This window comes from Buttiauxella sp. A111 (assembly GCF_014189855.1).
Classification (GTDB): Bacteria; Pseudomonadota; Gammaproteobacteria; order Enterobacterales; family Enterobacteriaceae; genus Buttiauxella; species Buttiauxella selenatireducens.
The window spans coordinates 305,083-331,374 of the sequence record NZ_BJFN01000005.1 but is presented as its reverse complement, the minus strand read 5'-3'; the positions used below and the strand labels follow the sequence as shown (position 1 = coordinate 331,374).

The following is a 26,292-nucleotide window of genomic DNA, read 5'->3' as shown; positions in this document are numbered from 1 at the left end:
CTGTCCCTTTTCGACACGGCGTTAATAGTAGGGCAAGCCATCGTATGAAGCAAAGGAGGATTTTTCCTTCACCATTCACCTGTCAGACTCCACTTTTCCCCCAATCTGCCGATAACTTAACCAGACGCCAGGGCGACGCAACGGCGAGTAATCATTCGAGGTTAAAATGGATAATTTTCAAAAAGATATTGATGAAAGGGCTAACCTGGCGTTATCCAACAAATTTGAGTTGTTGTTATTCCGCTTAGGGAAAGGCCAGCACTCTGATAAATCAGAGCTGTACGGCATCAACGTCTTTAAGCTGCGTGAAATTGTGCCGATGCAGAAAATCAATCGTGCGGCCGGAATGATGTCACCGCTGTTAGGCATGGCCAATATTCGTGATCAGATTATCCCGGTAATCGACTTGCCCGCCGTCACCCGTTGCACGCCAGAAACGGGGCTAAACCTGTTACTGATAACCGAATACGCCCGTAGCACGCAGGCATTTGCGGTAGAGTCAGTGGAAAATATTATCCGCCTGGACTGGAGCCAGGTTCACGCCGCCGAATCAGGTGTAAGCAGCCGTAATATCACCAGTATTGCTTCGCTCGATAGTGACGAATACAAAGGTGAACTGGCGCTGGTACTCGATGTTGAACAAATTCTTTACGACATTATCCCTTCCGGGCGCAATGTTGATGTCGCGGCCATTGAGGGGAGCACAAACCCTCTGAAACCGGGTGCTGTTGCCATTGTTGCCGAGGATTCGAAAGTCGCCCGCATGATGCTCGAACAGGGCCTGAAAGGTATGGGCATTCCGACGATTATGCATTCCACGGGCCTTGAAGCCTGGGAGAAAATCAAGGTTATCGCCGCAGAAGCCAAAGCCGCTGGGCAGCCCATCACCGACCGTATTGGCATGGTGTTAACCGACATCGAAATGCCGGAAATGGACGGTTTTACCCTGACGCGAAACATCAAAACGGATATCACGCTTAAACAGATCCCGGTGGTGATTCACTCGTCGCTTTCAGGTAGCGCCAACGAAGATCACGTGCGCAAAGTGGGCGCGAATGGCTATGTCGCGAAGTTCGATGTGAAGGAGCTTTCTCAGGTGATTAATAAGGCGCTGGAGGGGGCGGAGCTTTAATTTTTCGGTTAATCCGAACCATTAAAGCTCGCTGACAGGGTGGATACCGCACACGCGAATCCACCCTGCAAACCAGGTATTACTCTAAATAAAACACTTCTTTTAATTCTGCACTCACCGGGCTGTTATCCGGGTTGCTTGGCATGATCTCGCTCATATGCTTCCACCAGCGCTGGCAAACTTCCGTTTGGGCAACGGCGTTCCAGCGGGCTTCGGACTCAATCTCTACCGTGGCAAAAAGCAGGTTGCGCGACGCATCAAGATAAATGACGTAATGATGCGCACCATGCTGTTTCAACACCGCTTCCAGCTCTGGCCAAATTGGCGTGTGTCGACGTTGGTACTCTTCATGCGCATCAGGATTTACCTGCATCACAAACGCTTTGCGGATCATAACGCCTCCAGGTACAGCTCGCGAACTTCATCGCGGGTAGCCTCGCGTGGGTTGCATGGCGCGCAGGGGTCTGCAAGCGCGTTGTCCAACCAACCTTCGATATCAGCCGTTTTAATCCCAAGCTGGCTGAAACCGGATGGAATACCTACGCGAGCGGAAAGCGCGCGTATGGCGAGAATCGCCTCGAAACTGGCTTCTTCTTCGCTCATCGACAACGTATCCACACCCATCGCTGCGGCGACTTTCGCAAAACGCGAAACGGCTTTTGGACGGTTAAACGCTTCAATCACCGGCAGCAAAATCGCGTTACACACACCGTGCGGAAGATTGTGTGTCGCGCCCGGTTGGTGCGCCAGCGCATGAACCAGGCCAAGCCCGGCACTGTTAAACGCCATGCCCGCCAGATATTGCCCGTAAGCCATCATTTCACGCGCTTCGAGGTTATGCCCATCGTCGACCGCTTTCGGCAACCACTGGCTAATCAGACGGATAGACTCGAGCGCATTGGCATCGGTCAGCGGATGCGCCGCGACAGAAACGTAAGCTTCGATGGCGTGAGTCAGCGCGTCCATACCCGTTGCGGCGGTGACGCTTGCCGGGATATCCAGCATGACGCTGGCGTCATCTACGGCGATATCAGGAATCAGGTTTGTATCGATAATCACTTCTTTCACATGGCGCACAGAATCGATGATCACCGCGTTACTGGTCATCTCCGCTGCGGTACCAGCAGTGGTGTTAATCGCCACCAGCGGAACGCCGGGATGGGTGACTTTACCCACGCCCGAATAAGCCGTTGATGGCCCTGGGTTGGCGGTCAGGATTTTCATTGCTTTAGCGGTATCAATCGGGCTGCCGCCGCCAAAGGCAATCAGGTAATCGCATTTGGCTGCCTGATACGCGGCAAACCCTTTTTGCACCAGTTCTTCGGTCGGGTTCGGGAACACTTCGTCAAACAGTTCGTAAGAAAGCTGATGCTCGTCGAGCGCGCTAAACAGGCTGTCGAGCAGACCCATTTTCACGAGCTGCCCGTCGGTAATAATTAACGCTTTGCCCCAGGGTTTTGTGGCAATCAATTTCACCATATCGCCGATTGCGCCCGCGCCGTGCAGACTGATTTTGGGTAACGCCAACATAAAGCTCATAGCTATTCTCCATAATGATCGTTTTCCTCTCACCCCGGCCCTCTCCCAAGGGGAGAGGGGGAAAAGGTAAAGAAAGAATGGCTGAAATCAAATTCCTCTCACCCCGGCCGTCTTCCAGGAAAAAGAGAAAGAGCTAAGCTCAAAGTTCTAACGCACTGGCCAATGGGGTCACTCCAAAGCGTTTGCCGAGCGCGATAAGTTCGTCGCGGCTGATGGTTTGTTTCATGCCGCCCATGGAAATAACTTTTACCAACACTTCAGCGGACTTCTCTGCGGTATCGATAAGACCAAACGCTTCATCAAGCGTTGGGCCGCTACCAAACACGCCATGGAAAGGCCACAACACCAGCGAATGTTTTGCCATTTCGTCAGCGGTCGCGTTACCAATTTCATCAGTCCCTGGCACCATCCACGGCAGAATGCCGACACCATCCGGGAACACCACCAGACATTCGGTGCTGCCTTCCCACAGTTTGCGGGTGATGACGTCGGTGCGGTTTTCCAACACGTAAGTCAGGGCAATCAGGTTGGTGGCGTGGCAATGCATAATGACACGGTCTTTACCGCCGGTGGTTTTGATGCGCACGCTGTGCGACTGGAAGTGTGCTGCCAGTTCAGACGTTGGCACCGCTTCGTTCTCCAGCCCCCACAAAATGTGATAGCCCTTACCGTGGTTGTCCACTTTAACCACGCCAATGTTTTCCGCCGGAGCAAGCTGCACGTTGCGGAAGAATTTACCGGAGCCGGTAACGATAAACGGCGTATTCGCCAGCTCAGGCATTGGCTGGCTCAGAGCGATATAGCGCGGTGCGGCGTGGAAGTCAGCCTGGAAAGGGGCGATGTCTGATTCATCCAGGCGCATCGTGATGTTGCCGCCGTTGCGCTCGTCCCAACCTTTCAGCCAGGCATCGCTAGTTGCTTTGATCATGCCTTCTACAAACCAGGCGTTAAGGATGTTCTGCATAGTCTTATGTTCCTTTAGTGTTCTCTTTTTCCCCTCACCCTGGCCCTCTCCCTAAGGGAGAGGGGACTGATCGAGTTCCGCAAGTGGGTGAGGTGACTGTTTGGTTTTCCCTCTCTCCTGTGGGTGAGGGAATGGTTCGGTTTTTCCCCTCTCCTTTGGGAGAGGGCTGGGGTGAGGGTCTGGGCGAACTTAACCGCGCTGGCTCAACACGTCTTTCTCGTAACCGCGCACGGTCTTCAGCCACTGGGCATCAACCGGTGTGTCGTTGCGCTGGCAATACATTTCCCAGACCGCCGCCCATGGCAGTGATTTTTGCTCTTCCAGCAGGGCCAGACGAGCGGTGTAATCGCCTTCAAGTTCCAGTTGGCGCAGGGTTTCGGTCGGTTCCAGCAACGCACGCAGCAATGCTTTCTTCATATTGCGAGTGCCGATAACCCACGCAGCGATGCGGTTGATCGAGGCATCGAAGAAATCCAGACCGATATGAACGCGATCGAACAGGTCGTGGCGGATAATTTCGCTGGCGATCGCTTGCGTTTCGTCATCCAGCAGCACGACGTGGTCGCTATCCCAACGCACCGGACGGCTCACGTGCAGCAGCAGGCGCGGCACATACAGCATGGCGCTGGAAATTTTGTCAGAGATAACTTCGGTCGGGTGGAAGTGCCCGGCATCCAGACACAGCGCAGTCTGGCGGCTGGTCGCGTAACCGAAATAGAATTCGTTGGAGCCGACGGTGTAGCTTTCCGCTCCAATGCCGAACAGTTTGCTTTCTACTGCGTCGATATGGTGTGCCGGATTGAGTTTTTCGCTCATCGCTTCATCCAGCGCGGCCACCAGGCGTTGACGTGGTGCCAGACGGTCAATGGTGATGTCTTTCATGCCATCCGGGACCCAGATGTTCATCACTGACGGCGTGCCCAGCTGCTCGCCAAAGTACGCAGAAATTTTGCGGCTTGCTTTAACGTGGTCAATCCAGAACTGGCGAATTTCATCGTTAGCGTGGGACAGCGTAAAGCCGTCGGCGCTTAACGGGTGCGAGAAACAGGATGGGTTGAAATCCAGTCCTAATTTGTTCGCTTTCGCCCACTCCACCCAGTTTTTAAAATGCTTAGGTTCGATCTTGTCGCGCGAAACCGGCTGCTCAGATTCCAGATAAATGGCGTGCAGATTCAGGCGTTTTGGGCCCGGAATCAGGCTTAATGCGCGTTCCAGGTCAGAGCGTAGCTCATCGGCATTACGCGCTTTGCCCGGGTAATTCCCCGTAGCCTGAATCCCACCGCTCAGCGCGCCTTCTGGGTTTTCAAAGCCCGCGACGTCATCGCCCTGCCAGCAGTGCATCGAAACCGGCAGGCGGTCGAGCTGAAGTAGTGCGGCTTCAACGTCAACACCGACAGCAGCAAAGCGCTGTTTTGCCAGTTCCCAGGCTGTTTCAAGAGATGTGGTCATGCGCAAAACTCCTTTCGTGTTTGAATATTCAGCGGCAACTGCTCGATATAACGGGCAATTTCGCTGTCGGTTTCGGGGTTAAAAGATTTCAGTTGATAGCTGGCAGCGACAATTTTTCGGAAGTCGTCGACATCAGTAATTTCGTCCAGCGCCATTAACTGGCAGCCGATATTGCCAAGCGTTGAGGCCTCAATCGGCCCGGCAAGCACCGGAATACCGCAGGCATCGGCGCAAAGTTGGTTGAGTAATTCGTTCTGGCTGCCGCCACCCACAATGTGCAGGCAGCTAAACGGGCGACCACGAACGGCGGCCAGTTCTTCCAGCGTTTTGGCATACAGCAGTGCCAGGCTGTCGAAAATACAGCGTGCGAGTTCGTTATCAGTGAACGGAACCGGCTGGTTGCTTTCACGGCATGCCACCTGAATTTCACGGCTCATGCTTTCAGGATTAATAAAACGATCGTCATTTGGATTGATGACAAACTTGCAGGCTGCCGTCTGTTTAGTGCGATCGATGAGATCCGCAAGATCGGTAATGCCCAGCTCTTTGGTGACACGCTGCAATAACCACAGTCCCATAATATTTTTCAGGACACGGTAGCGCCCTTCCGCACCACCTTCGTTGGTGATGTTGGCGGCTAATGCCTTGCTGTTGGCGTAAGGCGTTTTGCTCTCAAAGCCCATCAGCGACCAGGTGCCGGAAGAGAGATACGCGGCATCTTTGTCTTTGAGCGGCGCACCGATAACTGCGCTGGCCGTGTCGTGAGTGGCAACGCTCACCACCGGGATTTTGTTGCCTTCGCGGCAAATCCACTGGCCGATAACGCGGCCTGGGTGTGTTGGCTTACCAAACCATTTATGTGGAACACCTGCCCAGTCGAGCAGCGTTTCATCCCAGCTATCGCTGTTGATATTGACCAGTTGCGTAGTGGTGGCGTTGGTGTATTCCCAGTTCATCACGCCCGTCAGGCGGTAGCAAAAATAGTCGGGAATCAACAGCGCGTGCTCGGCTTTATCAAGCAGCTCCGGTTGTTGTTCGACCAGCGCACGGAGCTGGTAAAGCGTATTGAACGGCAGAAACTGAATGCCGGTGCGGCGGTAAATATCTTCACGGCCAAGCTGATTGAAAGCGAGATCCATCACGCCATCGGTGCGGCTATCACGATAAGCCACGGGCAGCCCAACGCGATTGCCTTCACGGTCAATCAGCACATAATCCACACCCCAGGTATCGATACCGATGCTGTCGATTTTAATGCCTTCGTCGCAGGCTTTTTGCAGGCCAGTGCGGATTTCATGCTCCAGCGCATCAACGTCCCAGACGGTGAAACCCTCAGCCTGTTTTAAGTCGTTGGTGAAACGATGAATCTCACGCAGGCAGATGCTGCGGGAGTCACGTTCAAAGCGTGCCAGCATGACACGGCCACTTGATGCACCGAGGTCTACCGCAACACTGTGGCGTAGAGTCATTTTTGGGGTCCTTGCTAAATTAATTGGCTCCACTCTAAAAACTAACGCCCTCGCCCACCTTCTTGACACTGACAGCCCCCATCAGCCGCTGGCAAAATGGCAAAGATGAACGTGAGTTATGTCACAGATTGATATTTACACCCCCAAAAACCGGCCTGTGACGCTTGCCGCATTTCCTGATAATTCCCACCCTTTCTTAAAAAACGTGCAATTTTTAACTGATTTCGTGTCGAAATTTTAAGGTGACGGGGAGCTTCGTTACTTACTATCAATCGACAATTAAAATGTTCCGGGGGTAATGATGGCGGTATTGCATGGTTTTGATTTTTTCCCATCAGGTCATTCATCCGTGGCAATCGAGCCACGTTTACCCCAGGGGGCATTCCCGGAACACCACCACGATTTTTATGAAATCGTTATTGTTGAACACGGCACCGGAACACACGTTTTTAACGGCCAGCCCTACACGCTAAGCGGCGGCTCGGTCTGTTTTGTGCGTGACCACGACCGTCATTTATACGAACACACCGAAAACCTCTGTCTGACCAATATTCTGTATCGCGCACCCGATGCCTTCTGCTTTTTGTCCGGGCTGGATAAGTTGCTGCCGCAAGAACAAGATGGCAATTACCCGTCGCACTGGCGCGTGAACCAGCCAGTGCTACAACAGGTGCGTGGATTGATCGAGCAGTTCGAACAGGTTGGCGAAGCAGCGGATACCCACGCCGTGGCTAACCGTGAAATCCTGTTTATGCAGTTGCTGGTTTTGCTGCGCAAAGGCAGCATGATGGAAGGCGCGACGAACGCGGAAGGCCGATTAAACCAGTTGATGGCCTGGCTGGAAGAGCATTTCGCCGAAGAGATTTGTTGGGAGCAGCTGGCATCGCAATTCACACTTTCCCTACGCACCCTGCATCGCCAGCTAAAACAACAAACGGGTATGACGCCGCAGCGTTATCTCAATCGTTTACGTTTGATGAAGGCCCGCTATTTGTTACGCCACGGCGAGGAAAGCGTCACGAATATCGCGTTTCAATGCGGCTTTGGCGACAGCAACCATTTTTCGACGCTTTTTAAGCGCGAGTTTTCCTGGTCCCCGCGTGAGATTCGTCAGGGACGGGACACGGAACTTCAGTAATCGCGAACACAATCACCGTTTTATTTACCCAATAAGCCGATAATCTTTAGTTGGCTAAATTTTAGGATGGATAAGCGGTGACGAATCATTTAGTCCTCAAAAAAGCAGACTTCTTTGTCTCTGCCGCGCAGCCCGTGGCGGTGGCAGACCGCTATCCGCAAAATGTTTTTGCCGAACATACCCACGATTTCTGCGAGCTGGTTTTGGTGTGGCGCGGCAATGGGCTGCATGTGCTGAACGACCGCCCTTATCGCATTACCTGCGGCGATCTGTTTTATATTCGCGCTGAAGACCGCCACAGCTACGAGTCGGTGAACGGTTTAGTCTTGCACAACATCATCTATTGCCCTGAGCGGCTAAAAATCAATGTCGACTGGGATGATTTACTGCATAGCGTGAGGGATGCGGGAAAAGATCCGCGATGGCGGCTTTCCAGCCAAGGCATGGCGCAAGCACGTCAGTTAATCGTGCAACTGGAGCACGAAAGCGTGAAACCCGATGCACTCTCGTTGTGTTTGACCGAAAGCCTGTTTCTACAACTTTGCATTACGTTGCGCCGCCACCGTTATCAAACCCAGGACGCAGCCGGGCCGGACAGCAGTGAGATATTGGATCTGCTAATGGCGGCGCTGGGGCAAAGTCTCGAAACGCCCTTTGAGCTGACGCAGTTTTGCCAGCAGCACCAAGTGGCAGAACGCCATTTACGCCAATTTTTCCGCCAGCAAACCGGCATGAGTATCAGCCAGTATTTGCGCCAGCTAAGGATTTGCCAGGCACAGGATTTACTGCGCAATAGCGAGCTGTTGGTTGGGAATATCGCCACCCGCTGCGGGTTTGAGGACAGTAATTACTTTTCGGTGGTGTTTACTAAAGAAACAGGAATGACGCCACGAATGTGGCGCCAGAGGTATGCGGTTGACGTGTAACCACCTGTACCCCCAAATAATTCGAGTTGCACCGCGGCAACTCACATTGAGCGTGAAACATGATGATTATTGTCTTGTATAAACCAACGATTGGGGACAATGGTCTTACATAGCTCGAGATCGGTAACATAATAATATTCCAGCTTTTCCTGCTGGCAATTACTGTATGTTGAGAACGCTAATCCAATGGGGATCAGAAAGGCGATGATGAAACCCAAAGCAGTTGTAATCACACCAAATGCTCCCCAAATCTTACCAATCTTCGTTCTATTAGTAGGTATCGTGGTTCCTTTTGCAAAAAGCACTCGAAGACCCAAAAAAATGAAATAAATGCAGAGTGGTATTGCACCGACACAAGCAACGGCCTTAGCATGGTAAATAATAATATCATCGTTTGCATACAAGGAGCGTAAGTCACACATTGGGACAGAGTAGATAATGAAATAAAGTAAACTAGAAATAATAGATATTAAGATAAGGCTGACGCCCTTAACCACTATCCATTGCAGTAAATATTCTCTGTTCATTTTTAATATGTCGCATTAGAAAATAAATTTAAAAATAATGGTGCGTGTTGTTGATTCCACTCTCTCATTTTCCGTTCTTGTTCCAATGCAACGCGTAGATTTTCTTTAAGATTGGCTGATAGCCCAAACTCATCGTCTAGCGTGTTTAGTCCAATATTTAGAGCGATACCTATTGCTACAACTATTATCGTGGTAAAAATAATAGGTGCACTGACAAACAGCGCCCCACCACCTAAAACCGCAATCACCACCCCAGATACAATCGCCTTTGCCACATCAACCGTAATATCCACCAAGAAATCAATGAGATCGCAATCAGATTTAAATATCAGCTCCACGACTCGCCATGCTAATGAACAGCAAATACAGAATTTGGTGCCTTTGATAAATGACTCCATAAGCCCACGCGCACCAATCGCCATTTCCAGGATTTGCGGGTTGTCTAATGCATAACGTGTACCGTTAAGAATGCGGCGCATGGAAGCATAACCCGTTATTTTTATATAATACTTACCTCTGTATTGATATTTAACAGCCCGAATACCCAGCGCTCTAAAGTTAAAAACAAGCTTGTTTAATTCATTATAATACGCGCCTAAACTCCCAATGGTGCGAGAACCATCGAAAGCATCTTTAATGTTTCCAGGTCCCGCTCTGTAACTGAACAGGAAGTCTATCTTGCCGACAAGTTCGCTGGCAATTCTTTGTGCTTCACCTGGTGTCAGTAGCATGACGTAACAGCTTTCAGTAATAAATGAGCCATTCATCATTGCCATATCGCGTAGTGTGGGGTTCATGCTGGGGTAGGTTGATAATAAAGGCTCATCCTGTAAGCCCATTAGCATTTTTTGCATTATATATTCCTTTATTAATGATCCCTGTTTAATTGCTGGAATTTTGTCCCAATTAATAAGGTGAGGCAACATTTTTGTTAATGATATATCCAGCGATAAATATATATATTAGTAATACTTTTATATTTATTGGTATCAATTTATAAAGAGCTGTCTGTGAGTGTATATAAACAAATCAGCAAGCAGGAGAAAAGTTAAAAAAATCCCCGTCAAAATGACAGGGACTTGTGACTAAGAAACAGGAGGAAACAGGGGCTGGAAGGAGATCAGTTCGCCATACCTAATCCGACGATATTCGCGGCAATAATAATCACCACGCATCCCACGCTCAACACGCCCACTGGGCGTGTCCCTGCTGATTTCCACTCTTTCATAATCAAGCCAACCAACCCGCCACACAGCACGTAGAAACTCATGTGCAACATCCAGCTCATGTAGTCGTACTGTGCCGGAATTCTGGCGTGACCCCAGGCGTAGAAGAAGAATTGCAGATACCACATCAAACCGGCCAGTGCGGCAAACAGCACGTTGCTGATGATCAGCGGTCTTGCCAGTGAGAAGTCGGCTTTTATCGACAGGTTTTGCATTTTTGCCAGACGAATGAAGCAATAACCCAGGTTTATCAACGCACCACCGCCCATGATGATGACGTAACTTGGCAGTGCAACGTACAGCGGATCAACGCCCAACGCGGCAGCGGCTTCATGCATTGGTTTTGCGGCGTCCATCGCAAAAGACATACCCGCCGAGAAGATGCCGCACATTACTGCCAGAACCAGCCCTTTTTTCAGGTTAAATTCTTCGGCTTTAATGCCCATTTGGCGCTCTTTAAGTTGCCCGGCGCGGGTGACAATCGCCACGCCGACCAGCGCAACCAGTACGCCCAGCAGCGTCATGCGCCCACCTGGCGTGCCAATCAGTACATCAAATTTTCCGGCAATAATTGGCGTCATTAAGGTGCCGACGATAAGCGTAATGCCAATCGCGATACCAATGCCCATCGACATACCCAGGTAACGCATCGTCAGGCCGTAGTTGATATTGCCGATCCCCCACATCGCGCCGAACAGGAACACCGGCAGCAAGGTAGATATATTAAACGAACCGTAGTAAGCCCAAAAATCAGGTAAAAGAAGATAACTGACCAGCCAGGGCAATATTATCCAGGAGACAAAACCGCCCACCGCCCACATTGTTTCCCATGACCAGTGCTGTACTTTCTTAAAAGGGGCGTAAAAACAAGCGGCACTGGCTGCCCCCACCAGATGCCAGATTATCCCCATCGTTATAGCGTTATCCATTATTTATCCCTCTGTTTTAACTAAAAAACGTAGGGGTGACAGCTCACTACCCCGAATCATCGAGTCTAAAGAGTGAGCAACGAGTGAACCTTCTATGTGCTGCCGCAGCAGGGGTAAAACTGGCAAAATTCAGGGGGTGCGATTGACGGGAGTCACAGTTCTTAATTTCCCCTCCACCCGATAGCCGAGTGGAGGTAACGCGAAAAGAATTAACAGATTTTTGCTGTTTTCACGCCCAGCAACCAGGCCAGTTTTTCCAGAATATCCCCCTGATGTCCGAGGCCAATTGCACAATGGTGTGCAGGCCCACCAAGGCTCCAGAGCGTAGTGAACTCGCGCGCAGATAACGGGAAGCGGTAGCGGCTGTTGGTGTTGCCGATATCCAGAACGTCGCCAGGAACGGCTTCGCCGTGGGCATACTGCAAACACACGCCGTTTTGCGCATCTTCAACGATGGAAAGGAATGTCACCGGGCCGGGTTTGACCGTCATCTGAATTGACACGCCTTTGCCCGGTTTGCCGTGATAAACCGGCAGCGGCACAAGGCGCACATTGCCTTGCGCCATCAGCGGATGCGCTGGGCCATCGTGCCCCCAGAGCACGACGTCATCGGCAAATTCAATGCCGTATGGCTCAGAAAACGAACCACCCGCGCCAAGCAACTGCTGGATTTTCATTGCCAGCACGTTTTTGATTTCATACTCCCCGGCGACCGGAATTCCGCGCTGGGTGAGCAGCGTGTTGCCGAGAATAATCGAGGTAATGATGTTTTCGTAGGCGTTGCCATTGCGCCCTTCATAGTAATAAGCCAGCGCACCGAGATGATTTTTTTCAATCAGTTGGTCCATGGCGCAGGCGGTTTGCACGGCACGTTGCAGTTCGACTTTTTCACACGCCGCGTCAATTTGCAGCGACGCTTCCACTTCTTGCCATTTTTGGGCACAAGCATCAGCCGTGACCTGCTCGCGGTATTCCGCCAGTTCGCACATTTCCAGCGGCTTAAACCGCACGCCGAGTTTTGCACTCAGGTTGGTCATGTTGCTGTAAACGTCGACCATCCCGTCGTAATAATGGCCCAGCACGCCGACCTGACACGCAGCCAGCCCTTGTTGCACCTCAAGTGCTTGTAACCATTGCGCGGTTTGCTGCCAGACGTGCTCGTCGCCCTCTAGTGCACCGACAATAAGTTGGTAGCGAATACCCGCGCGATTGAACACGTTTGCCAGTTCCGGGGCGCTGCATGCCTGGCAATGTGCCAGCCACTCGCCGGTGCGTTCACCACGGTCAGTCATATCGCGGATTTTTGCATACGGCAGGCCCAATTCTGGCTGGAGAGCCAAAATAATCACCGGCTTGTTAATCTTCTGCACCAGCGGCAAAACGGTAGAACTCAGGGCATAGGTGCTGATGTAAAGCACAATGGCATCAACAGGTTGCTGCTGGAGGTGTGTGGCGAAGGTATCGGCTTTGGCGACGCTATCAATAAGCCCGCCATTAATCACCGAAACATTCAGTTGTGCGAGGCGTTGGTCGATGTGTTGTAGATAACCGGTGAGGCGCTGTTCAAGACCTGAAAATTGCGGCCAGTAGGTATCGAGTCCAATACCGAAAAGGGCGACATTAAGCGACATGATGATGCTCCAGGCAAAATAGAAGCATCGACTATCGCCTGAATGGCATCAGACGACCTTTGTGGTAATGCCAAATCCTGTGGAGGGTGGCAAAAAACGATTTATCCACCTGACAGTGCTCACATTTTCGCCATCATCACAATAAGTTATAACCTTATAAAAACTACGGCATTGATAATCATTTTCAATATCATTTAATTAACTATAATGAACCAACTGATTACGCGGCGTTAACAGGTTATGCGCCGTCCGATAATATAACCCAACCTTCTAAATGGAGATGAACATGAGTTATACACTGCCATCCCTGCCTTACGCTTACGACGCCCTGGAACCACACTTCGACAAGCAAACGATGGAAATCCATCACAGCAAACACCATCAGGCGTACGTGAATAACGCGAATGCAGCGCTGGAATCCCTGCCAGAATTCGCAAGCCTGCCAGTTGAAGAGCTGATCGCTAAACTTGATCAACTGCCAGCTGACAAGAAAACCGTTCTGCGTAACAACGCAGGCGGCCACGCTAACCACAGCTTCTTCTGGAAAGGCCTGAAAACCGGCACCACTCTGCAAGGTGACCTGAAAGCAGCCATCGAACGTGACTTCGGTAGCGTTGATAATTTCAAAGCAGAATTTGAGAAAGCAGCAGCAACACGTTTCGGCTCTGGCTGGGCGTGGCTGGTTCTGAAAGGCGACAAACTGGCTGTGGTTTCTACCGCAAACCAGGATAGCCCGCTGATGGGTGAAGCCGTTTCTGGCGTATCCGGTTTCCCAATCGTGGGTCTGGATGTGTGGGAACACGCTTACTACCTGAAATTCCAAAACCGTCGCCCTGACTACATCAAAGCATTCTGGGATGTAGTGAACTGGGACGAAGCAGCAGCACGTTTTGCCGCTAAAAAATAAGTTGCATTGCAACTGCTGAGAGGCGAGCCTGATGGCTCGCTTTTTTTATATCTGTAGTCAGGCCACAGGGAGGAGCAGATGCACTATCCACTCAACGTTTATATTGGCAAAATTCGTGAATATGCAGGCAGCAGGCCAAGCGCTATCGCCAAATACCAGGTCGACGGTGAGCTCAAACTCACTGAACGGGGCCTGGAAGGCGATCAGCAGGCCGAAAAAATCATTCACGGCGGGCCGGATCGTGCGTTGTGCCACTATCCTCGTGAGCACTACCTCCACTGGGCACGCGAATTCCCTGAACAGGCCGAGCAGTTTACCGCCCCAGCTTTTGGCGAAAATCTCTCAACGCAGGGGCTGACTGAACACGATGTCTACATTGGTGATATTTTTCGCTGGGGCGACGCGCTGATTCAGGTCACGCAACCGCGCTCACCCTGCTTCAAGCTGAACTTCCATTTTGGTATCAGTGATATGGCCTCCCTGATGCAGAAGTCCGGGCGTATCGGCTGGCTTTATCGGGTGGTGCTGGCAGGAAATGTTTCGACGGATTTACCGCTGGAGCTGGTTTCTCGCGTGAGCGATGTTTCGGTGGCAGAAGCGATTGCCATAGCCTGGCATATGCCATTTGACGACGAGCAGTATCATCGCTTGCTTAGCGCGGCAGGGCTGTCAGTGAGCTGGACGCGCACCATGCAGAAGCGCCGGATTTCGGGGAAGGTTGAAGATAATTCACGACGCTTAATCGGGTAGTAAAGCCCAGAAACGAAAAAACCCGCCGAGGCGGGTTTTTAAATTTTTAGCTTTGTTAACGCTAACCTTACAGGCTAGTTACGTTACCAGCAGCTGGGCCTTTAGCACCACTTTCGATGGTGAAAGACACTTTCTGGCCTTCGTCCAGAGACTTGTAGCCATCGTTCTGGATAGCAGAGAAGTGTACGAACACGTCTTTTGAGCCATCGTCAGGAGTGATGAAGCCGAAGCCTTTGTCAGAGTTGAACCATTTTACGAGACCAGTCATTTTGTTAGACATAGATATTACCTTTTAGATTAAGTTTGCCTTCCGGCGCAATTGGAATGTTTTACAGATTTTTTAAAGCGATAAAGGAAGGTAGATCACGTCGAAGGGTATCTATGATAACTCTTTGAGGACTGCGTTACTAAACTGCTTAGGTCTGTGCTTCAAACCGATGAGTGCATTAACTCATATTTCCGGTATGAATGACAAGATTTATTTTAGCCATCCACAGGGCTGGAGCTCAGGCCACCTCTGGGATTCCCCGCCTTGCGACGGGGAAAATCACCATTACTGCATAGCGCTTTGTGCAGTTGAATAGGCCTGCATAAACGCCTGGTGCTGTGAAGCCAGCGGAGCAATCAATGAGTTATACTGACTTGCCTGCTGTGACGTTGGGAATTGAATCCCCCCCGCGGTAAATCCAACCTGAGTCCCCTGCTGCTGGATGAAATCACCCACTTGCACCAGTTGAGCCGTGAAAGTTTGTGCGGCTGGGATCAGCGGAGCCATAGCGTCTGCTGGAGCAGTAACCACTTTTTGATAAACCTTATCGTAAACGGTTTTCAGCTCGTCAGCTTGCTTCAAGGTAGAGCGAGCGCTGTCTGCCTGCATTTTGGCATTCTGCACTTGCTGACCTAATACGTTAAGTGAACCGTTCGCCTGGCGCAGTGGCCCGCTTTGGGTCATATAATCTTGCGGCACACGAATGCTGTTCACGCTATCAGCGACGGGCTTCATGCCATCGTCCATGACCTGATTCATCTGTTGGGAGAAACCATACAGAATCGCGTAATCAGAAACGAGCGGGCCAAATTGCTTCTTCTGATCGGTCGTCAGCGTCGGTAAACGTTCACCGCTGCGCATCACCGTATTTTGCAAGAAATCGATAAATGCCTTACGTTGATCGCCTTCTTTATCAAAGCAACCACTCAAGCTCACCACCATTAAAATTGCCGCAAGCGGCGCAAACCAGCGTGACCAGGACTTACCTGTCGCCATCTTTTCTACTCCTTTCATCATTCAGTGCCAAAGCGAAAATGCGTACCCAATAATGCTGCTAAGGATAGTCCAACCTGACTTCGCAAGATACCCTTTGCTTCTAATCTCTTAAGGCAAATTTATACGATTCATCGTCGGTTTTGGCGCGATATTGCTGGCGTCGCGACAAGGATGGAGCATGCGGTCATCGGCAGTTGTTCCACATCCGCCACAAGCCAATGTTGCTTAATTGTTAAACTCATCACAAATCCGGTCACGCCTTCTCTACGTTGAATAAATATTAAGCCATTAATACTAAACAATTTATTTTTACGAGTGGGTAGACGCTTGTTGAATCAGTACGATAATCGCACACAAACGCCTGTCAGATGATTGCCCTGAAGCCTGCCCAGTGGTTTGATTTAACGAACGATTAACGAATTTTTGTTCGATAATCGAACAATCCAGAATCACTCCGACAAACTACGCCCGACCCTACACTCTGGCCATGGTTTGATCCTTTCGCAGGACTTGCCTTATGACAAAGACAACAACAACTGATATTCAGGCATTTATTAACAATAATCGGTTTTCCAGATACCAGTGGATGATCCTCGTGCTGTGTTTTATCACGGTGGCGTTGGACGGATTTGATACCGCGATTATTGGATTTATCGCCTCCGACCTGGTGCAGGAATGGGGCGTGCAGAAATCTGACCTTGGCCCAGTAATGAGCGCCGCGCTGGTTGGGCTGGCTGTGGGTGCGTTAACGGCTGGGCCGATGGCTGACCGCATTGGGCGTAAAAAAGTGCTGGTACTTTCCATTCTGGTATTCGGCGGTTTTAGCCTACTGACGGCCTTTGCCACCAGCCTGACCTCCCTCGCCATACTGCGCTTCCTGACTGGCCTGGGCCTGGGTGCAGCAATGCCCAACGCGGCAACGCTGATGTCCGAATACGCACCGGAACGTAAACGCGCTTTGCTGGTAAACCTGATGTTTGTCGGCTTCCCAATTGGCTCGTCAATGGGCGGCTTTGTCTCCGCATGGATGATCCCGCATTACGGCTGGCAAAGCGTTCTGGTATTAGGCGGTGTGATGCCATTGATACTTTCGGTGGTGCTGATGATTTGGCTGCCTGAATCTGCACGTTATCTGGTGGTAAAAAACAAACCGCAGAAAGATATCGCCACTATTTTACGACGTATCGCGCCGCTGCCATCAGGTGAAAACCTGCGCTTCGTGCTTAACGAAGTCGGCGGCCACTTCAAAGATAAAACCGCACTTGGCGTGATTTTCTCACCGCGTTATCTGGTAGGAACGCTAATGCTGTGCCTGACCTATTTTATGGGCCTGCTGATTTTCTATCTCCTGACCAGCTGGCTGCCGCTGCTGATTCGTGAAACGGGCGCAACGCTCAGCCAGGCATCGATTATCACGGCACTCTTCCCGCTGGGTGGGGGAATTGGCGTTCTGATTATTGGGGCGCTGATGGATAAGCTGAACCCGAATAAAGTAGTCGCGGTAGGTTATTTGCTGACAGGGCTGTTCGTTTGCCTGGTGGGCTTCTCCACTTCAAGTCTGGTGCTGATGGGCGTGATGGTGTTTATCGCCGGGACAATTATGAACGGGGCGCAATCCTCAATGCCCGCACTTGCGGCAGGTTTCTATCCAACCCAGGGACGTGCTACGGGTGTCGCGTGGATGCTTGGGCTGGGGCGCTTTGGCGGGATCCTCGGGGCGTTTAGTGGCGCATTCCTGATGCAGGCTGAACTGTCGTTCAAAACCATCTTCATGCTGTTGGCCATTCCGGCGGTACTCTCAGCGACCGCGCTGATGGTGAAATCCTGGGCAAGTCAGCGCACGCCAGGTGAAAATCGCACAGAAAGTCATGAGTTGGATAAAGTTACGCAAAAAGCATGATGGAAAATTTTTCAACTACGGCGGGCTTGTCCCGCCGTTTTGCATAAATAGTCTAACCATTTACAAATTTATACTCCCCGCCCTACTCCATAGCATTTTCAATTCCTTATGCCGCTTAGGTTTTTTGCTGAAACGCATAAGCCGCTTTTTGCTTAAAAATAGTTAGTCTGAAAATCATCGTCACGCTTTTTTTCGAACTACTCTTAATGAGCTTCTTACGTGTTCACTGTCCATTGTGTGATTTATGAGGAGTACTCGATGGAATATAAAGATCCAATGTATGAGTTACTAAGTAACCTTGAGCAGATTGTTTTTAAAGATAAACAACAGACGATGGCTCTTAATGATAAGCCCAATGCATTTTCTGAATTTGAACAGTTGAGAAAAAGCACTGGGTTAAAGATTGATGATTTTGCCCGCGCAATGGGCGTAAGTGTTGCAATGGTACAGGAGTGGGAATCAAAACGACTCAGACCCTCCAATACCGAGCTGAAGTTGATGCGCTTAATGCAGGCAAATCCAACGATCAGTAAGCAATTGATGGAATGATTGAGTACTTTGTACCCTGATGCCTTAGTCTAAACCCCGTGTATGCGGGGTTTGTTGTTTCTGGAAGCGACGAAAATAGTATCAAACGAAGCGGCAATATCCGGAAACCAGACCTGTATCACTCCCCAAATCACAAATTTAATCCATAACTTAAGGAGGGTTATTTTCGAGAAAACAAAAGGAGGTTGTATGTCTAAGAATATCCTCGTGCCTATCGATATTTCTGAGATAGAGCTGACGCAACAAGTCATTCCTCATGTGGAAACGTACGCCAAACAAGACGATGCCACGATCCACTTCCTGGCCGTTATCCCCGACTATACCTATTTTGCCTCTTACCGCCTGGGTTACGCGTCCGTTCCGCCAGATGCCAAAGAAAGGGAAGTGGCTGCCATGGAAGCACTGAGCGAAATTGTCGCTAAGTTCAGCCTGCCAGAGGACAGAATTGAAAAGTATGTTCTGTGCGGGCCACCGAAAGATCATATCCTCCAGTTGGCCGACGATATTCATGCGGATGTGATTATTCTGGCCTCTCACCGACCCAGCATCTCGACCTATCTTCTTGGTTCAAACGCAGCGGTCGTGGTGCGTCATGCCAAATGCTCGGTGTTAGTGGTTCGTTGAGCTGTGCCATAAGCATAAGCCCCGCTGATGCCGCAGAATTTGTTGTTTTTCACCGATAAAAAAACCCGCCGAAGCGGGTTTTTAAGAACGACGGAACGTTTATTGCAGCAGAGAAATATCTGCAACCTGCAAGAACAGTTCGCGTAGCTTGGAAAGCAGCGTCAGACGGTTAATACGCAGCTCTTTATCTTCTGCGTTCACCATCACTTTGTCGAAGAACTCATCCACCGGCTCGCGCAGGTTAGCCAGCACTTCCAGGGCTTCCTGGTAGCGGCCTTCTGCGAAGAACGGTTCGAGTTTATCGCGCATCACAACCAGGTTGGTTGCCAGACGGATTTCTTCTGCTTCTTTCAGAACGGAAGCATGAACGTGGTCGTTCAGCTGCTCGTCAGACTTGGCCAGAATGTTAGAAACACGCTTGTTGGCTGCTGCCAGTGCGGCTGACGCTTCCAGTGTACGGAAGTGAGACACCGCTTTCATGCGCGCATCGAAATCTGCTGGTTTAGTTGGACGACGTGCCAGGACAGCCTGGATGGTATCCACGCTGTGGCCTTCTTCCTGATACCAGGCGCGGAAACGGCCCAGCATAAAGTCGATGACTTCGTCGACAACCTTCGCGTTGGTCAACTTGCTGCCATACAGGCGCACGGCCTCTTCGGTCAGCGTTTGCAGATCCAGCGGCAGGTTTTTCTCAACGATGATACGCAGCACACCAAGGGCTGCACGACGCAGAGCAAACGGGTCTTTGTCGCCTTTCGGGTGCTGAGAGATACCGAAGATGCCCGCGAGGGTATCCATCTTATCGGCAATCGCCACCGCGCAAGCCACCAGGTTAGAAGGCAACGCGTCGCCTGCAAAACGTGGTTGGTATTGCTCGTTCAGTGCAACAGCAACGTCTTCAGCTTCGCCGTCGTGACGCGCATAGTGCATGCCCATCACGCCCTGGGTGTCGGTAAACTCGAACACCATGTTGGTCATCAGGTCGCATTTGGACAGCAAGCCCGCACGCGTTGCATGATTAACATCAGCACCAATTTGACCCGCAATCCAACCAGAAAGCGCTTCGATACGGTTGGTTTTGTCGCGCAGCGTACCGAGCTGTTGTTGGAACAGCACGGTTTCCAGACGTGGCAGATTATCTTCCAGACGCTTTTTACGGTCAGAGTTGAAGAAGAACTCCGCATCCGCCAGACGTGGACGCACAACTTTCTCGTTACCGGAGATGATTTGCACCGGGTCTTTCGACTCAATGTTGGCAACGAAGATAAAGTTTGGCATCAATTTGCCGTCGTTTGCGTAAACCGGGAAGTACTTCTGGTCACCTTTCATGGTGTGAACCAGCGCTTCCGCAGGTACCGCAAGGAATTTCTCTTCGAATTTAGCCGTCAGAACAACCGGCCATTCCACCAGAGAAGTGACTTCTTCCAGCAGGCTTTCGCTCAGATCAGCGTTGCCGCCGATTTTGCGTGCCGCTTCTTCAGCGCCTGCTTTGATAACCGCTTTACGCTGCTCGTAGTCGGCAATAACTTTGCCGCGCTCAAGCAGAATTTCAGGGTACTGATCGGCGTTGTCGATGGTGAATTCCGGCTCGCCCATAAAGCGATGGCCACGAATCACGCGATCGGACGCGATACCCAGAATCGTTGCTGGAATGACTTCGTCACCCAGCAGCAGAGTCACGGTATGAACCGGACGCACAAAGTGCGTGTCGTTTGCACCCCAGCGCATCAGTTTTGGAATCGGCAATTTGGTCAGAGCCGTCGCAACCATCGCAGGCAGCAGCGCTTGCGCGTTTTCACCTTTAACGTGCGCGCGATACAGCAGCCACTCGCCTTTGTCGGTCGTCAGACGTTCAGCTTGTGCAACGGTAATACCACAACCGCGAGCCCAGCCTTCAGCGGCTTTGCTTGGATTGCCTTCTGCATCAAAAGCGGCAGAAATTGCCGGGCCACGTTTTTCAACTTCGCGGTCTGGCTGAGATTCCGCCAGATTAGAAATCTTCAGTGCCAGACGACGTGGAGCTGCAAACCATTTTACTTCGCCATGAGCGAGGTTTGCCGCATCCAGTTCTGCTGTTACGTTTGCAGCAAAGGATTCGGCCAGGCTGCGCAGGGCTTTTGGTGGCAGCTCTTCAGTGCCGATCTCCACCAGAAAAGTTTTTTCAGACATGGCAGCCTCTTATTTGTTCTTATTGCACATCGGGAAGCCAAGCGCTTCACGAGAAGCGTAATAGGCTTCAGCCACAGCTTTGGTCAGTGTACGAATACGCAGAATGTAGCGCTGACGTTCGGTAACCGAGATGGCCTTACGGGCATCAAGCAGGTTAAAGCTGTGCGCGGCTTTCAGAATGCGTTCGTAAGCTGGCAGCGGCAGTGGGTTTTCCAGCGCCAGCAGATGCTGCGCTTCTTTCTCATACTGCTCGAAGCAGGAGAACAGGAAGTCCACATCAGCGTGTTCGAAGTTGTAAGTCGATTGCTCAACTTCGTTCTGGTGGAAGACGTCGCCATAAGTGGTTTTACCCAGCGGGCCGTCGCTCCAGACCAGATCGTAAACGCTGTCTACGCCCTGGATGTACATCGCCAGGCGCTCTAAACCGTAAGTGATTTCACCGGTAACAGGCTTACATTCCAGGCCACCAACTTGCTGGAAGTAAGTGAACTGAGTCACTTCCATGCCGTTGAGCCACACTTCCCAGCCCAGACCCCAGGCACCCAGCGTTGGGTTTTCCCAGTTGTCTTCTACGAAGCGAATATCATGAATCGTTGGGTCCATACCCAGCTCTTTAAGCGACCCAAGGTACAACTCCTGAATGTTCTCTGGAGAAGGCTTGATCACCACCTGGAACTGATAGTAGTGCTGTAAGCGGTTCGGGTTTTCACCGTAGCGGCCATCGGTAGGACGGCGAGATGGCTGCACATACGCAGTTGCCATCGGCTCTGGCCCTAAAGCCCGCAGGCAAGTCATTGGGTGAGAGGTGCCGGCGCCGACTTCCATGTCCAAAGGTTGAACAATGGTGCAGCCCTGGCGAGCCCAGTAGTCCTGTAAAGTCAGGATCAGGCCTTGAAAGGTCTTGGTATCAAACTTTTGCATGTTGATTTCGCACGCGTTCGAGAGGGTTGAAAAGAGAAGCGGCCAGTATACCTTTTGATGGGAAGATATACAGCCCGAATCCACGTGCTGTTTGCCCTGTGTTGCGGCTTTATGTCGACGAAAGGTGCAAAAATTGACCGCTTTCGTCGAAGGAGCAGGTAAATGCTTCCCGGCGCGTCGTGCTGCCAAGGATCTCATAACTTCCTTGATACTGCTTAAAATCCACCACGCTGATGCGCCGGGATTGCGTGTTGTAACGATGCGCCGCCTCCAGCTTGCAGGTTTCGATCATCGTTTCGCCCTGAATGGCGGGGTGTTGTGCAACTTGCGCATACTGTGTTTGCTGCTCGGGCGAACTACAAGCACTCAACAACAGGGCGGTTAATGCTAGCGCCCCACGGCATTTTTTTATTTTTGGCATCATCATTCGTTAACTGTACGTTAAAATCGTTATTGTTATTCAATAAGTAACAGGTATTCCGCATTCTGCAAACCCGCACTGCGCCTGACAAGAGTGCCGCTGCAAACTCAGATTAATACCTATTTAGCCCTCAGAGGAACGAATGGAGCAAAAAATTAACTGGATTGATAATTTACGCGGGATTGCGTGCCTGATGGTTGTGATGATTCATACCACAACCTGGTACATCACCAACGCGAATATTGTCACGCCATTTAGTTGGGATTTATCAAACGTGCTGAATTCAGCCTCTCGCGTGAGCGTTCCGCTGTTTTTCATGATTTCAGGTTATCTGTTTTTCGGTGAGCGCAGCGCGCAACAACGTCATTTTTTACGTATTGCCGCATGCTTGTTTTTTTATAGCGTGGTCGCGCTCATCTATATCAAGTTACTGACTCCCATCAACGCGGGGCTTTCGCTGCGCTACATCCTGCAAAAACCGGTGTTTTATCACCTGTGGTTTTTCTTTGCGATCATAGTGATTTACCTGCTTTCACCGTTAATTCAGGTGAAGAAGGTTAACGCGACGGTGATTCTGGGGCTGATGGTATTACTTGGCGTGATCGCCAATCCTAATACCGTGCCGCAAACGCTGGATGGCGTGAAATGGCTGCCGATTAATTTATACATTCGTGGCGACACGTTTTATTACGTGCTTTACGGTTTGTTAGGCCGCGCAATTGGCATGTTGGAAACGGATAAGCGCTGGATTAGCGGGTTGGCGGCAGGCCTGTTTGCGTTGTGTATTTTTTCGATTTCGACTAGCACGCGTCATCAACTGGAAGTGAACGGTAATTTTGCCGACACATTCTATGTTTATTGTGGGCCACTGGTGTTTATCGCCGCCATTAGTTTGCTGGTGCTCGTCAAAAATTGCCTGAATGGTCGCCCGTTACCGGGACTGACGTTAATCTCGCAGCACTCACTGGGGATTTACGGGTTCCATGCACTGATCATCCACTTCTTGCGCACCCATGGATATCAAATCATAAGCTCTCCGGTGCTCGATATTATGTGGATTTTCGGCGCAACACTTGCGGGTAGTTTGCTGCTTTCCATGGCGTTGCAGCGCATTGATACCCGAAAAATGGTGAGCTAAACGTTACGGGCGCGGGCGCGATGTAACTGGCGTGGTGACGAAAACCCCGCCGCAATCGCCGCCTGCTCCATGCGTTGTCCCTGCAACAAACGCTGTTCGGCAACCGCCAGGCGCAGTTGCTCCAGATAATCTCGCACTGAAATCCCCAAATGCTGCTGAAAAAGGCGCGATAAATGGCGTGAACTGACGTGCACTTTATCGGCAATTTCCTGGACACCCCACGCGAATTCAGGCGTAGCCGACAGCAAATCCTGGGCACGATGCACCGCCGGATGAATGTGATTGCGATAGCGCAGCCACGGTGACAATTGCGGATCATCCCCAGACCGGCGAAACCACACGACCATTTCACGCGCCACATCTAACGCCGCTTTTGGCCCACAATAGCGGTTAATCAAATGCAGTGATAAATCAATACCAGAGGTAATCCCCGCGCTGGTCCAGATGCCACGGTCTTCAACAAAAATACGGTTTTCCTTCACCTGCGCAGTCGGGGCTGCTGCGCGCAACCGGAGCAGCACATCGTGATGCGTGGTGCATTGCACGCCGCTCATCAGCCCGGCTTTCGCCGCCAGCAGCGCCCCCGAGCAGACGCACATCAAATTGAGTTGTTGGCTGTGAATTTGCGGTTGCAGGCGCGTCAGCCAGCGGCGCACCTGTTCAGCCTGCGGCGTATCAAAGTAGCGGTTTGAATCGCACACGCCGGGCAACACCAGCAGACTGCCGGACGGGAAGTTTTCTGGTAGCGGTTCGATACCCGAAAAATTAAGCCCGATAGACGTCGTCACTTGTGGGTCCGGGCCGATGAAATGCAGATGAAAAGCATCGCCTGCCAGCGCCAGCGTTTCCGCAGGGCCAGTCAAATCGAGCGACAATACACCGGGCAAAACAACGAACCAGACCCCAATACTCACGATAATGACTCCAGGCATTCGGCAACGGTTTGGATTTGTGCAAATCGCCCTGCCAGCACCGTTTCGGTTCGATGCCGGAGGGTTGCAGTATCCAGCGTAACCCCTTTCCAGCTCATCGGGAAGGTGAGCATCGCGTCACTGACAAATGAAACGCGATAACCCAAATCGGACGCCACCCGCGCGGTGGTTTCGCAGCATTGCTCGGTACGAATCCCGCAAATAATCAGATGGTTAATGTCACGTTTACGCAGCCAAAGATCGAGGCCGGTATCCGTAAATGCGTTGTGGACGTGTTTCTGGAATACAACATCAGCCTGATGCTGCAAAAAAGGCATCGCTTTAACGTAGCCGGAAGCGAGGGAGAACGGGCCTTGATCGTCAACATGGAAGATATCTACCACCGGGACTTTCAAATCCTGACAGCCAGAAATCAGCGTTGAAATCGCCTGCCTGAACGCAGGAAAATCCTCTTCCTGCCAGTAATCGCGATGGAAAAAGGATTGCTGGGTGTCGATATTAATCAATGCGGAACGTGACATTTTCGGACTCCTCATCAGTGAACAGGATTCCATTGTGACAAGAGTTTGATGTGCTGCTAATACCAAAAACGGACAAGATCAGGGTGAATGAGGACGCGTTATTTTTCAGATTGTGAGTCTCGCCGCCAACAAAGATGTAGCTCGAAGTATGACGGGCATAATTTATGTTACTCTCCAGAAAGTTACCCTTCGGAGACAATCATGACAAGCAAGGCAGCCCGCCCAACGATAAGCGACGTCGCGAAAGCGGCAAAGACCGGAAAAACCAGTGTTTCCCGCTATCTTAACGGCGAGCAAAGTGTGCTGTCTGACGATCTGCGCTTACGCATCGAAACCGCAATTGCTGAGCTCGACTACCGCCCAAGCCAAATGGCACGCGGCCTGAAACGTGGGCGTACGCGTTTAATTGGCCTGATTATTGCGGATATCACCAACCCCTACTCTGTCGATGTACTCAGTGGCATCGAAGCGGCATGCCGGGAAAAAGGCTTTACGCCGCTGGTCTGTAACACCAACAACGAAGTGGATCAGGAGCTGCATTACCTGGATTTGCTGCGCAGTTATCAGGTGGAAGGGATTGTGGTGAATGCGGTGGGCATGCGCGAAGAAGGGCTAAATCGCCTGCAACAATCTGCTCTACCCATGGTGCTGATTGACCGAAAAATCCCCGATTTTGCCTGCGATGTGGTGGGTCTGGATAACACTCAAGCCGCAACAACCGCAACCGAACATCTTGTCGAACAAGGGTTTGAAGCGATTCTGTTTCTCAGCGAACCTCTCGGCACCGTTAACACGCGCCGGGAACGTCTGAATGCATTCCACGCCACGCTCAGGCGCTATCCAGGGATTGTCGCCGAAAACGCCGAAGTGCCTTTACACGAAGCCGACATGATGGACAACACGCTGCGGCAGTTCCATTCCGGCCATCGTGGCATGCGTAAGGCCGTCATTTCCGCCAACGGTGCACTCACGCTCCAGGTTGCCCGCTCAATGCGACGCATTGGTTTGAATTGGGGCAGCGATATTGGCCTGTTAGGCTTCGATGAACTCGAATGGGCAGAGCTTGCCGGTGTGGGGATCACCACTCTCAAACAACCGACCTGGCAGATTGGCTACGCCGCTCTTGAGCAAGTTGTTAAGCGCATTGAAGGCGGCAGCGACAGTGTCTATGAGCAGGTTTTTTCAGGCGAGTTGATCGTGAGAGGTTCTACAGTACGGTAATCTTTGTTCGTGATAGCGATCATAAATTAGCTATCCCTGGCTTTT

General features: G+C 51.2%; 26 protein-coding genes. 10 read left to right on the top strand and 16 right to left on the bottom strand.

The window, feature by feature from the left end; all coding sequences use genetic code 11:
- The first annotated feature begins 166 nt into the window (after positions 1 to 166).
- Positions 167 to 1,132: a chemotaxis protein gene (locus BSPA111_RS16630; RefSeq protein WP_183272260.1), complete on the top strand. Its 966-nt coding sequence runs from the start codon at positions 167 to 169 to the stop codon at positions 1,130 to 1,132.
- A 79-nt stretch (positions 1,133 to 1,211) separates the two neighbouring features.
- Here the strand turns inward: BSPA111_RS16630 and rhaM are convergent, their stop codons facing one another.
- The 5 genes from rhaM to rhaB all read right to left on the bottom strand — a co-directional run bounded on the left by rhaM (position 1,212) and on the right by rhaB (position 6,553).
- Entirely contained in the window at positions 1,212 to 1,526 is a 315-nt protein-coding gene (gene rhaM, locus BSPA111_RS16625) for an L-rhamnose mutarotase (protein ID WP_183272259.1), read from the bottom strand.
- On the bottom strand, positions 1,523 to 2,671 hold the full coding sequence (gene fucO / locus BSPA111_RS16620; protein WP_183272258.1) for a lactaldehyde reductase: 1,149 nt from the start codon (positions 2,669 to 2,671) through the stop codon (positions 1,523 to 1,525). Before fucO ends, rhaM begins: the two co-directional genes overlap by 4 nt.
- A 139-nt stretch (positions 2,672 to 2,810) precedes the next feature.
- A complete protein-coding gene (gene rhaD, locus BSPA111_RS16615) occupies positions 2,811 to 3,635 on the bottom strand; it encodes a rhamnulose-1-phosphate aldolase (protein WP_183272257.1) in 825 nt (274 codons plus the stop codon).
- A 189-nt stretch (positions 3,636 to 3,824) separates the two neighbouring features.
- The gene (locus BSPA111_RS16610; RefSeq protein WP_183272256.1) at positions 3,825 to 5,084 is read right to left on the bottom strand and encodes an L-rhamnose isomerase; all 1,260 of its coding nucleotides are present in this window, start codon (positions 5,082 to 5,084) and stop codon (positions 3,825 to 3,827) included.
- On the bottom strand, positions 5,081 to 6,553 hold the full coding sequence (gene rhaB / locus BSPA111_RS16605) for a rhamnulokinase (RefSeq protein WP_183272255.1): 1,473 nt from the start codon (positions 6,551 to 6,553) through the stop codon (positions 5,081 to 5,083). Before rhaB ends, BSPA111_RS16610 begins: the two co-directional genes overlap by 4 nt.
- A gap of 301 nt (positions 6,554 to 6,854) precedes the next feature.
- Between rhaB and rhaS the strand changes: the two genes are divergently transcribed.
- On the top strand, positions 6,855 to 7,691 hold the full coding sequence (gene rhaS / locus BSPA111_RS16600) for an HTH-type transcriptional activator RhaS (RefSeq protein ID WP_183272254.1): 837 nt from the start codon (positions 6,855 to 6,857) through the stop codon (positions 7,689 to 7,691).
- 77 nt (positions 7,692 to 7,768) lie between these two features.
- Positions 7,769 to 8,617: an HTH-type transcriptional activator RhaR gene (gene rhaR, locus BSPA111_RS16595; protein ID WP_183272253.1), complete on the top strand. Its 849-nt coding sequence runs from the start codon at positions 7,769 to 7,771 to the stop codon at positions 8,615 to 8,617.
- Positions 8,618 to 8,658: 41 nt separating this feature from the next.
- Here the strand turns inward: rhaR and BSPA111_RS16590 are convergent, their stop codons facing one another.
- From BSPA111_RS16590 to BSPA111_RS16575, 4 genes are all read right to left on the bottom strand, one after another.
- Positions 8,659 to 9,144, bottom strand: coding sequence for a DUF1240 domain-containing protein (locus tag BSPA111_RS16590; RefSeq protein ID WP_183272252.1), 486 nt, complete (start codon positions 9,142 to 9,144; stop codon positions 8,659 to 8,661).
- A 2-nt stretch (positions 9,145 to 9,146) separates the two neighbouring features.
- Complete coding sequence (locus BSPA111_RS16585) at positions 9,147 to 9,998, bottom strand: hypothetical protein (protein WP_183272251.1); 852 nt, start codon at positions 9,996 to 9,998, stop codon at positions 9,147 to 9,149.
- A gap of 266 nt (positions 9,999 to 10,264) precedes the next feature.
- Complete coding sequence (rhaT, locus tag BSPA111_RS16580; protein ID WP_183272250.1) at positions 10,265 to 11,299, bottom strand: L-rhamnose/proton symporter RhaT; 1,035 nt, start codon at positions 11,297 to 11,299, stop codon at positions 10,265 to 10,267.
- 209 nt (positions 11,300 to 11,508) lie between these two features.
- Positions 11,509 to 12,930, bottom strand: a complete 1,422-nt coding sequence (locus BSPA111_RS16575) for an L-fucose/L-arabinose isomerase family protein (RefSeq protein WP_183272249.1) — start codon at positions 12,928 to 12,930, stop codon at positions 11,509 to 11,511.
- Between the two features lie 286 nt (positions 12,931 to 13,216).
- On the opposite strand from BSPA111_RS16575, the gene sodA reads away from it, so the two are divergent.
- Positions 13,217 to 13,837, top strand: a complete 621-nt coding sequence (gene sodA, locus BSPA111_RS16570) for a superoxide dismutase [Mn] (RefSeq protein ID WP_034460735.1) — start codon at positions 13,217 to 13,219, stop codon at positions 13,835 to 13,837.
- Positions 13,838 to 13,915: 78 nt separating this feature from the next.
- Positions 13,916 to 14,587 carry a 6-hydroxyaminopurine reductase gene (gene yiiM / locus BSPA111_RS16565; protein WP_183272248.1) on the top strand — a complete coding sequence of 224 codons (672 nt, stop codon included), beginning with the start codon at positions 13,916 to 13,918 and terminating at the stop codon, positions 14,585 to 14,587.
- Between the two features lie 67 nt (positions 14,588 to 14,654).
- On the opposite strand, the gene cspA is transcribed toward yiiM, so the two are convergent.
- Both cspA and BSPA111_RS16555 read right to left on the bottom strand, forming a co-directional pair.
- Entirely contained in the window at positions 14,655 to 14,867 is a 213-nt protein-coding gene (gene cspA / locus BSPA111_RS16560) for an RNA chaperone/antiterminator CspA (protein ID WP_034499351.1), read from the bottom strand.
- A gap of 273 nt (positions 14,868 to 15,140) precedes the next feature.
- Complete coding sequence (locus BSPA111_RS16555; RefSeq protein ID WP_183272247.1) at positions 15,141 to 15,851, bottom strand: DUF3053 domain-containing protein; 711 nt, start codon at positions 15,849 to 15,851, stop codon at positions 15,141 to 15,143.
- A 517-nt stretch (positions 15,852 to 16,368) separates the two neighbouring features.
- Here BSPA111_RS16555 and BSPA111_RS16550 point away from each other — a divergent pair.
- The 3 genes from BSPA111_RS16550 (at position 16,369) to uspF (ending at position 18,924) form a co-directional block, all read left to right on the top strand.
- A complete protein-coding gene (locus BSPA111_RS16550; RefSeq protein WP_183272246.1) occupies positions 16,369 to 17,751 on the top strand; it encodes an MFS transporter in 1,383 nt (460 codons plus the stop codon).
- Between the two features lie 258 nt (positions 17,752 to 18,009).
- Entirely contained in the window at positions 18,010 to 18,300 is a 291-nt protein-coding gene (locus BSPA111_RS16545) for an HTH-type transcriptional regulator (RefSeq protein WP_183272245.1), read from the top strand.
- Between the two features lie 189 nt (positions 18,301 to 18,489).
- Positions 18,490 to 18,924, top strand: coding sequence for a universal stress protein UspF (gene uspF, locus BSPA111_RS16540; protein ID WP_183272244.1), 435 nt, complete (start codon positions 18,490 to 18,492; stop codon positions 18,922 to 18,924).
- A gap of 99 nt (positions 18,925 to 19,023) precedes the next feature.
- Here the strand turns inward: uspF and glyS are convergent, their stop codons facing one another.
- The 3 genes from glyS to BSPA111_RS16525 all read right to left on the bottom strand — a co-directional run bounded on the left by glyS (position 19,024) and on the right by BSPA111_RS16525 (position 22,435).
- On the bottom strand, positions 19,024 to 21,093 hold the full coding sequence (glyS, locus tag BSPA111_RS16535; RefSeq protein WP_183272243.1) for a glycine--tRNA ligase subunit beta: 2,070 nt from the start codon (positions 21,091 to 21,093) through the stop codon (positions 19,024 to 19,026).
- A 9-nt stretch (positions 21,094 to 21,102) separates the two neighbouring features.
- Positions 21,103 to 22,014, bottom strand: coding sequence for a glycine--tRNA ligase subunit alpha (glyQ, locus tag BSPA111_RS16530; RefSeq protein WP_064542532.1), 912 nt, complete (start codon positions 22,012 to 22,014; stop codon positions 21,103 to 21,105).
- Between the two features lie 109 nt (positions 22,015 to 22,123).
- The gene (locus BSPA111_RS16525; RefSeq protein ID WP_183272242.1) at positions 22,124 to 22,435 is read right to left on the bottom strand and encodes a YsaB family lipoprotein; all 312 of its coding nucleotides are present in this window, start codon (positions 22,433 to 22,435) and stop codon (positions 22,124 to 22,126) included.
- 142 nt (positions 22,436 to 22,577) lie between these two features.
- On the opposite strand from BSPA111_RS16525, the gene BSPA111_RS16520 reads away from it, so the two are divergent.
- Entirely contained in the window at positions 22,578 to 23,573 is a 996-nt protein-coding gene (locus BSPA111_RS16520; protein ID WP_183272241.1) for an acyltransferase, read from the top strand.
- Here the strand turns inward: BSPA111_RS16520 and BSPA111_RS16515 are convergent.
- The gene (locus tag BSPA111_RS16515) at positions 23,570 to 24,487 is read right to left on the bottom strand and encodes a GlxA family transcriptional regulator (protein WP_183272240.1); all 918 of its coding nucleotides are present in this window, start codon (positions 24,485 to 24,487) and stop codon (positions 23,570 to 23,572) included. The two genes, BSPA111_RS16520 and BSPA111_RS16515, sit on opposite strands and share 4 nt — an antisense overlap.
- Positions 24,484 to 25,026: an isochorismatase family protein gene (locus BSPA111_RS16510; RefSeq protein ID WP_183272239.1), complete on the bottom strand. Its 543-nt coding sequence runs from the start codon at positions 25,024 to 25,026 to the stop codon at positions 24,484 to 24,486. The genes BSPA111_RS16515 and BSPA111_RS16510 overlap by 4 nt, the downstream gene beginning before the upstream one ends.
- Positions 25,027 to 25,227: 201 nt before the next feature.
- Between BSPA111_RS16510 and BSPA111_RS16505 the strand changes: the two genes are divergently transcribed.
- Entirely contained in the window at positions 25,228 to 26,247 is a 1,020-nt protein-coding gene (locus tag BSPA111_RS16505; RefSeq protein WP_183272238.1) for a LacI family DNA-binding transcriptional regulator, read from the top strand.
- Positions 26,248 to 26,292: the final 45 nt, after the last annotated feature.

Coding starts and splice junctions, on each gene's coding strand:
- BSPA111_RS16630 (WP_183272260.1), top strand. CDS start 167: ATGGATAATTTTCAAAAAGATATTGATGAAAGGGCTAACCTGGCGTTA.
- rhaM (WP_183272259.1), bottom strand. CDS start 1,526: ATGATCCGCAAAGCGTTTGTGATGCAGGTAAATCCTGATGCGCATGAA.
- fucO (WP_183272258.1), bottom strand. CDS start 2,671: ATGAGCTTTATGTTGGCGTTACCCAAAATCAGTCTGCACGGCGCGGGC.
- rhaD (WP_183272257.1), bottom strand. CDS start 3,635: ATGCAGAACATCCTTAACGCCTGGTTTGTAGAAGGCATGATCAAAGCA.
- BSPA111_RS16610 (WP_183272256.1), bottom strand. CDS start 5,084: ATGACCACATCTCTTGAAACAGCCTGGGAACTGGCAAAACAGCGCTTT.
- rhaB (WP_183272255.1), bottom strand. CDS start 6,553: ATGACTCTACGCCACAGTGTTGCGGTAGACCTCGGTGCATCAAGTGGC.
- rhaS (WP_183272254.1), top strand. CDS start 6,855: ATGGCGGTATTGCATGGTTTTGATTTTTTCCCATCAGGTCATTCATCC.
- BSPA111_RS16590 (WP_183272252.1), bottom strand. CDS start 9,144: ATGAACAGAGAATATTTACTGCAATGGATAGTGGTTAAGGGCGTCAGC.
- BSPA111_RS16585 (WP_183272251.1), bottom strand. CDS start 9,998: ATGCAAAAAATGCTAATGGGCTTACAGGATGAGCCTTTATTATCAACC.
- rhaT (WP_183272250.1), bottom strand. CDS start 11,299: ATGGATAACGCTATAACGATGGGGATAATCTGGCATCTGGTGGGGGCA.
- BSPA111_RS16575 (WP_183272249.1), bottom strand. CDS start 12,930: ATGTCGCTTAATGTCGCCCTTTTCGGTATTGGACTCGATACCTACTGG.
- sodA (WP_034460735.1), top strand. CDS start 13,217: ATGAGTTATACACTGCCATCCCTGCCTTACGCTTACGACGCCCTGGAA.
- yiiM (WP_183272248.1), top strand. CDS start 13,916: ATGCACTATCCACTCAACGTTTATATTGGCAAAATTCGTGAATATGCA.
- cspA (WP_034499351.1), bottom strand. CDS start 14,867: ATGTCTAACAAAATGACTGGTCTCGTAAAATGGTTCAACTCTGACAAA.
- BSPA111_RS16555 (WP_183272247.1), bottom strand. CDS start 15,851: ATGGCGACAGGTAAGTCCTGGTCACGCTGGTTTGCGCCGCTTGCGGCA.
- BSPA111_RS16550 (WP_183272246.1), top strand. CDS start 16,369: ATGACAAAGACAACAACAACTGATATTCAGGCATTTATTAACAATAAT.
- BSPA111_RS16545 (WP_183272245.1), top strand. CDS start 18,010: ATGGAATATAAAGATCCAATGTATGAGTTACTAAGTAACCTTGAGCAG.
- uspF (WP_183272244.1), top strand. CDS start 18,490: ATGTCTAAGAATATCCTCGTGCCTATCGATATTTCTGAGATAGAGCTG.
- glyS (WP_183272243.1), bottom strand. CDS start 21,093: ATGTCTGAAAAAACTTTTCTGGTGGAGATCGGCACTGAAGAGCTGCCA.
- glyQ (WP_064542532.1), bottom strand. CDS start 22,014: ATGCAAAAGTTTGATACCAAGACCTTTCAAGGCCTGATCCTGACTTTA.
- BSPA111_RS16525 (WP_183272242.1), bottom strand. CDS start 22,435: ATGCCAAAAATAAAAAAATGCCGTGGGGCGCTAGCATTAACCGCCCTG.
- BSPA111_RS16520 (WP_183272241.1), top strand. CDS start 22,578: ATGGAGCAAAAAATTAACTGGATTGATAATTTACGCGGGATTGCGTGC.
- BSPA111_RS16510 (WP_183272239.1), bottom strand. CDS start 25,026: ATGTCACGTTCCGCATTGATTAATATCGACACCCAGCAATCCTTTTTC.
- BSPA111_RS16505 (WP_183272238.1), top strand. CDS start 25,228: ATGACAAGCAAGGCAGCCCGCCCAACGATAAGCGACGTCGCGAAAGCG.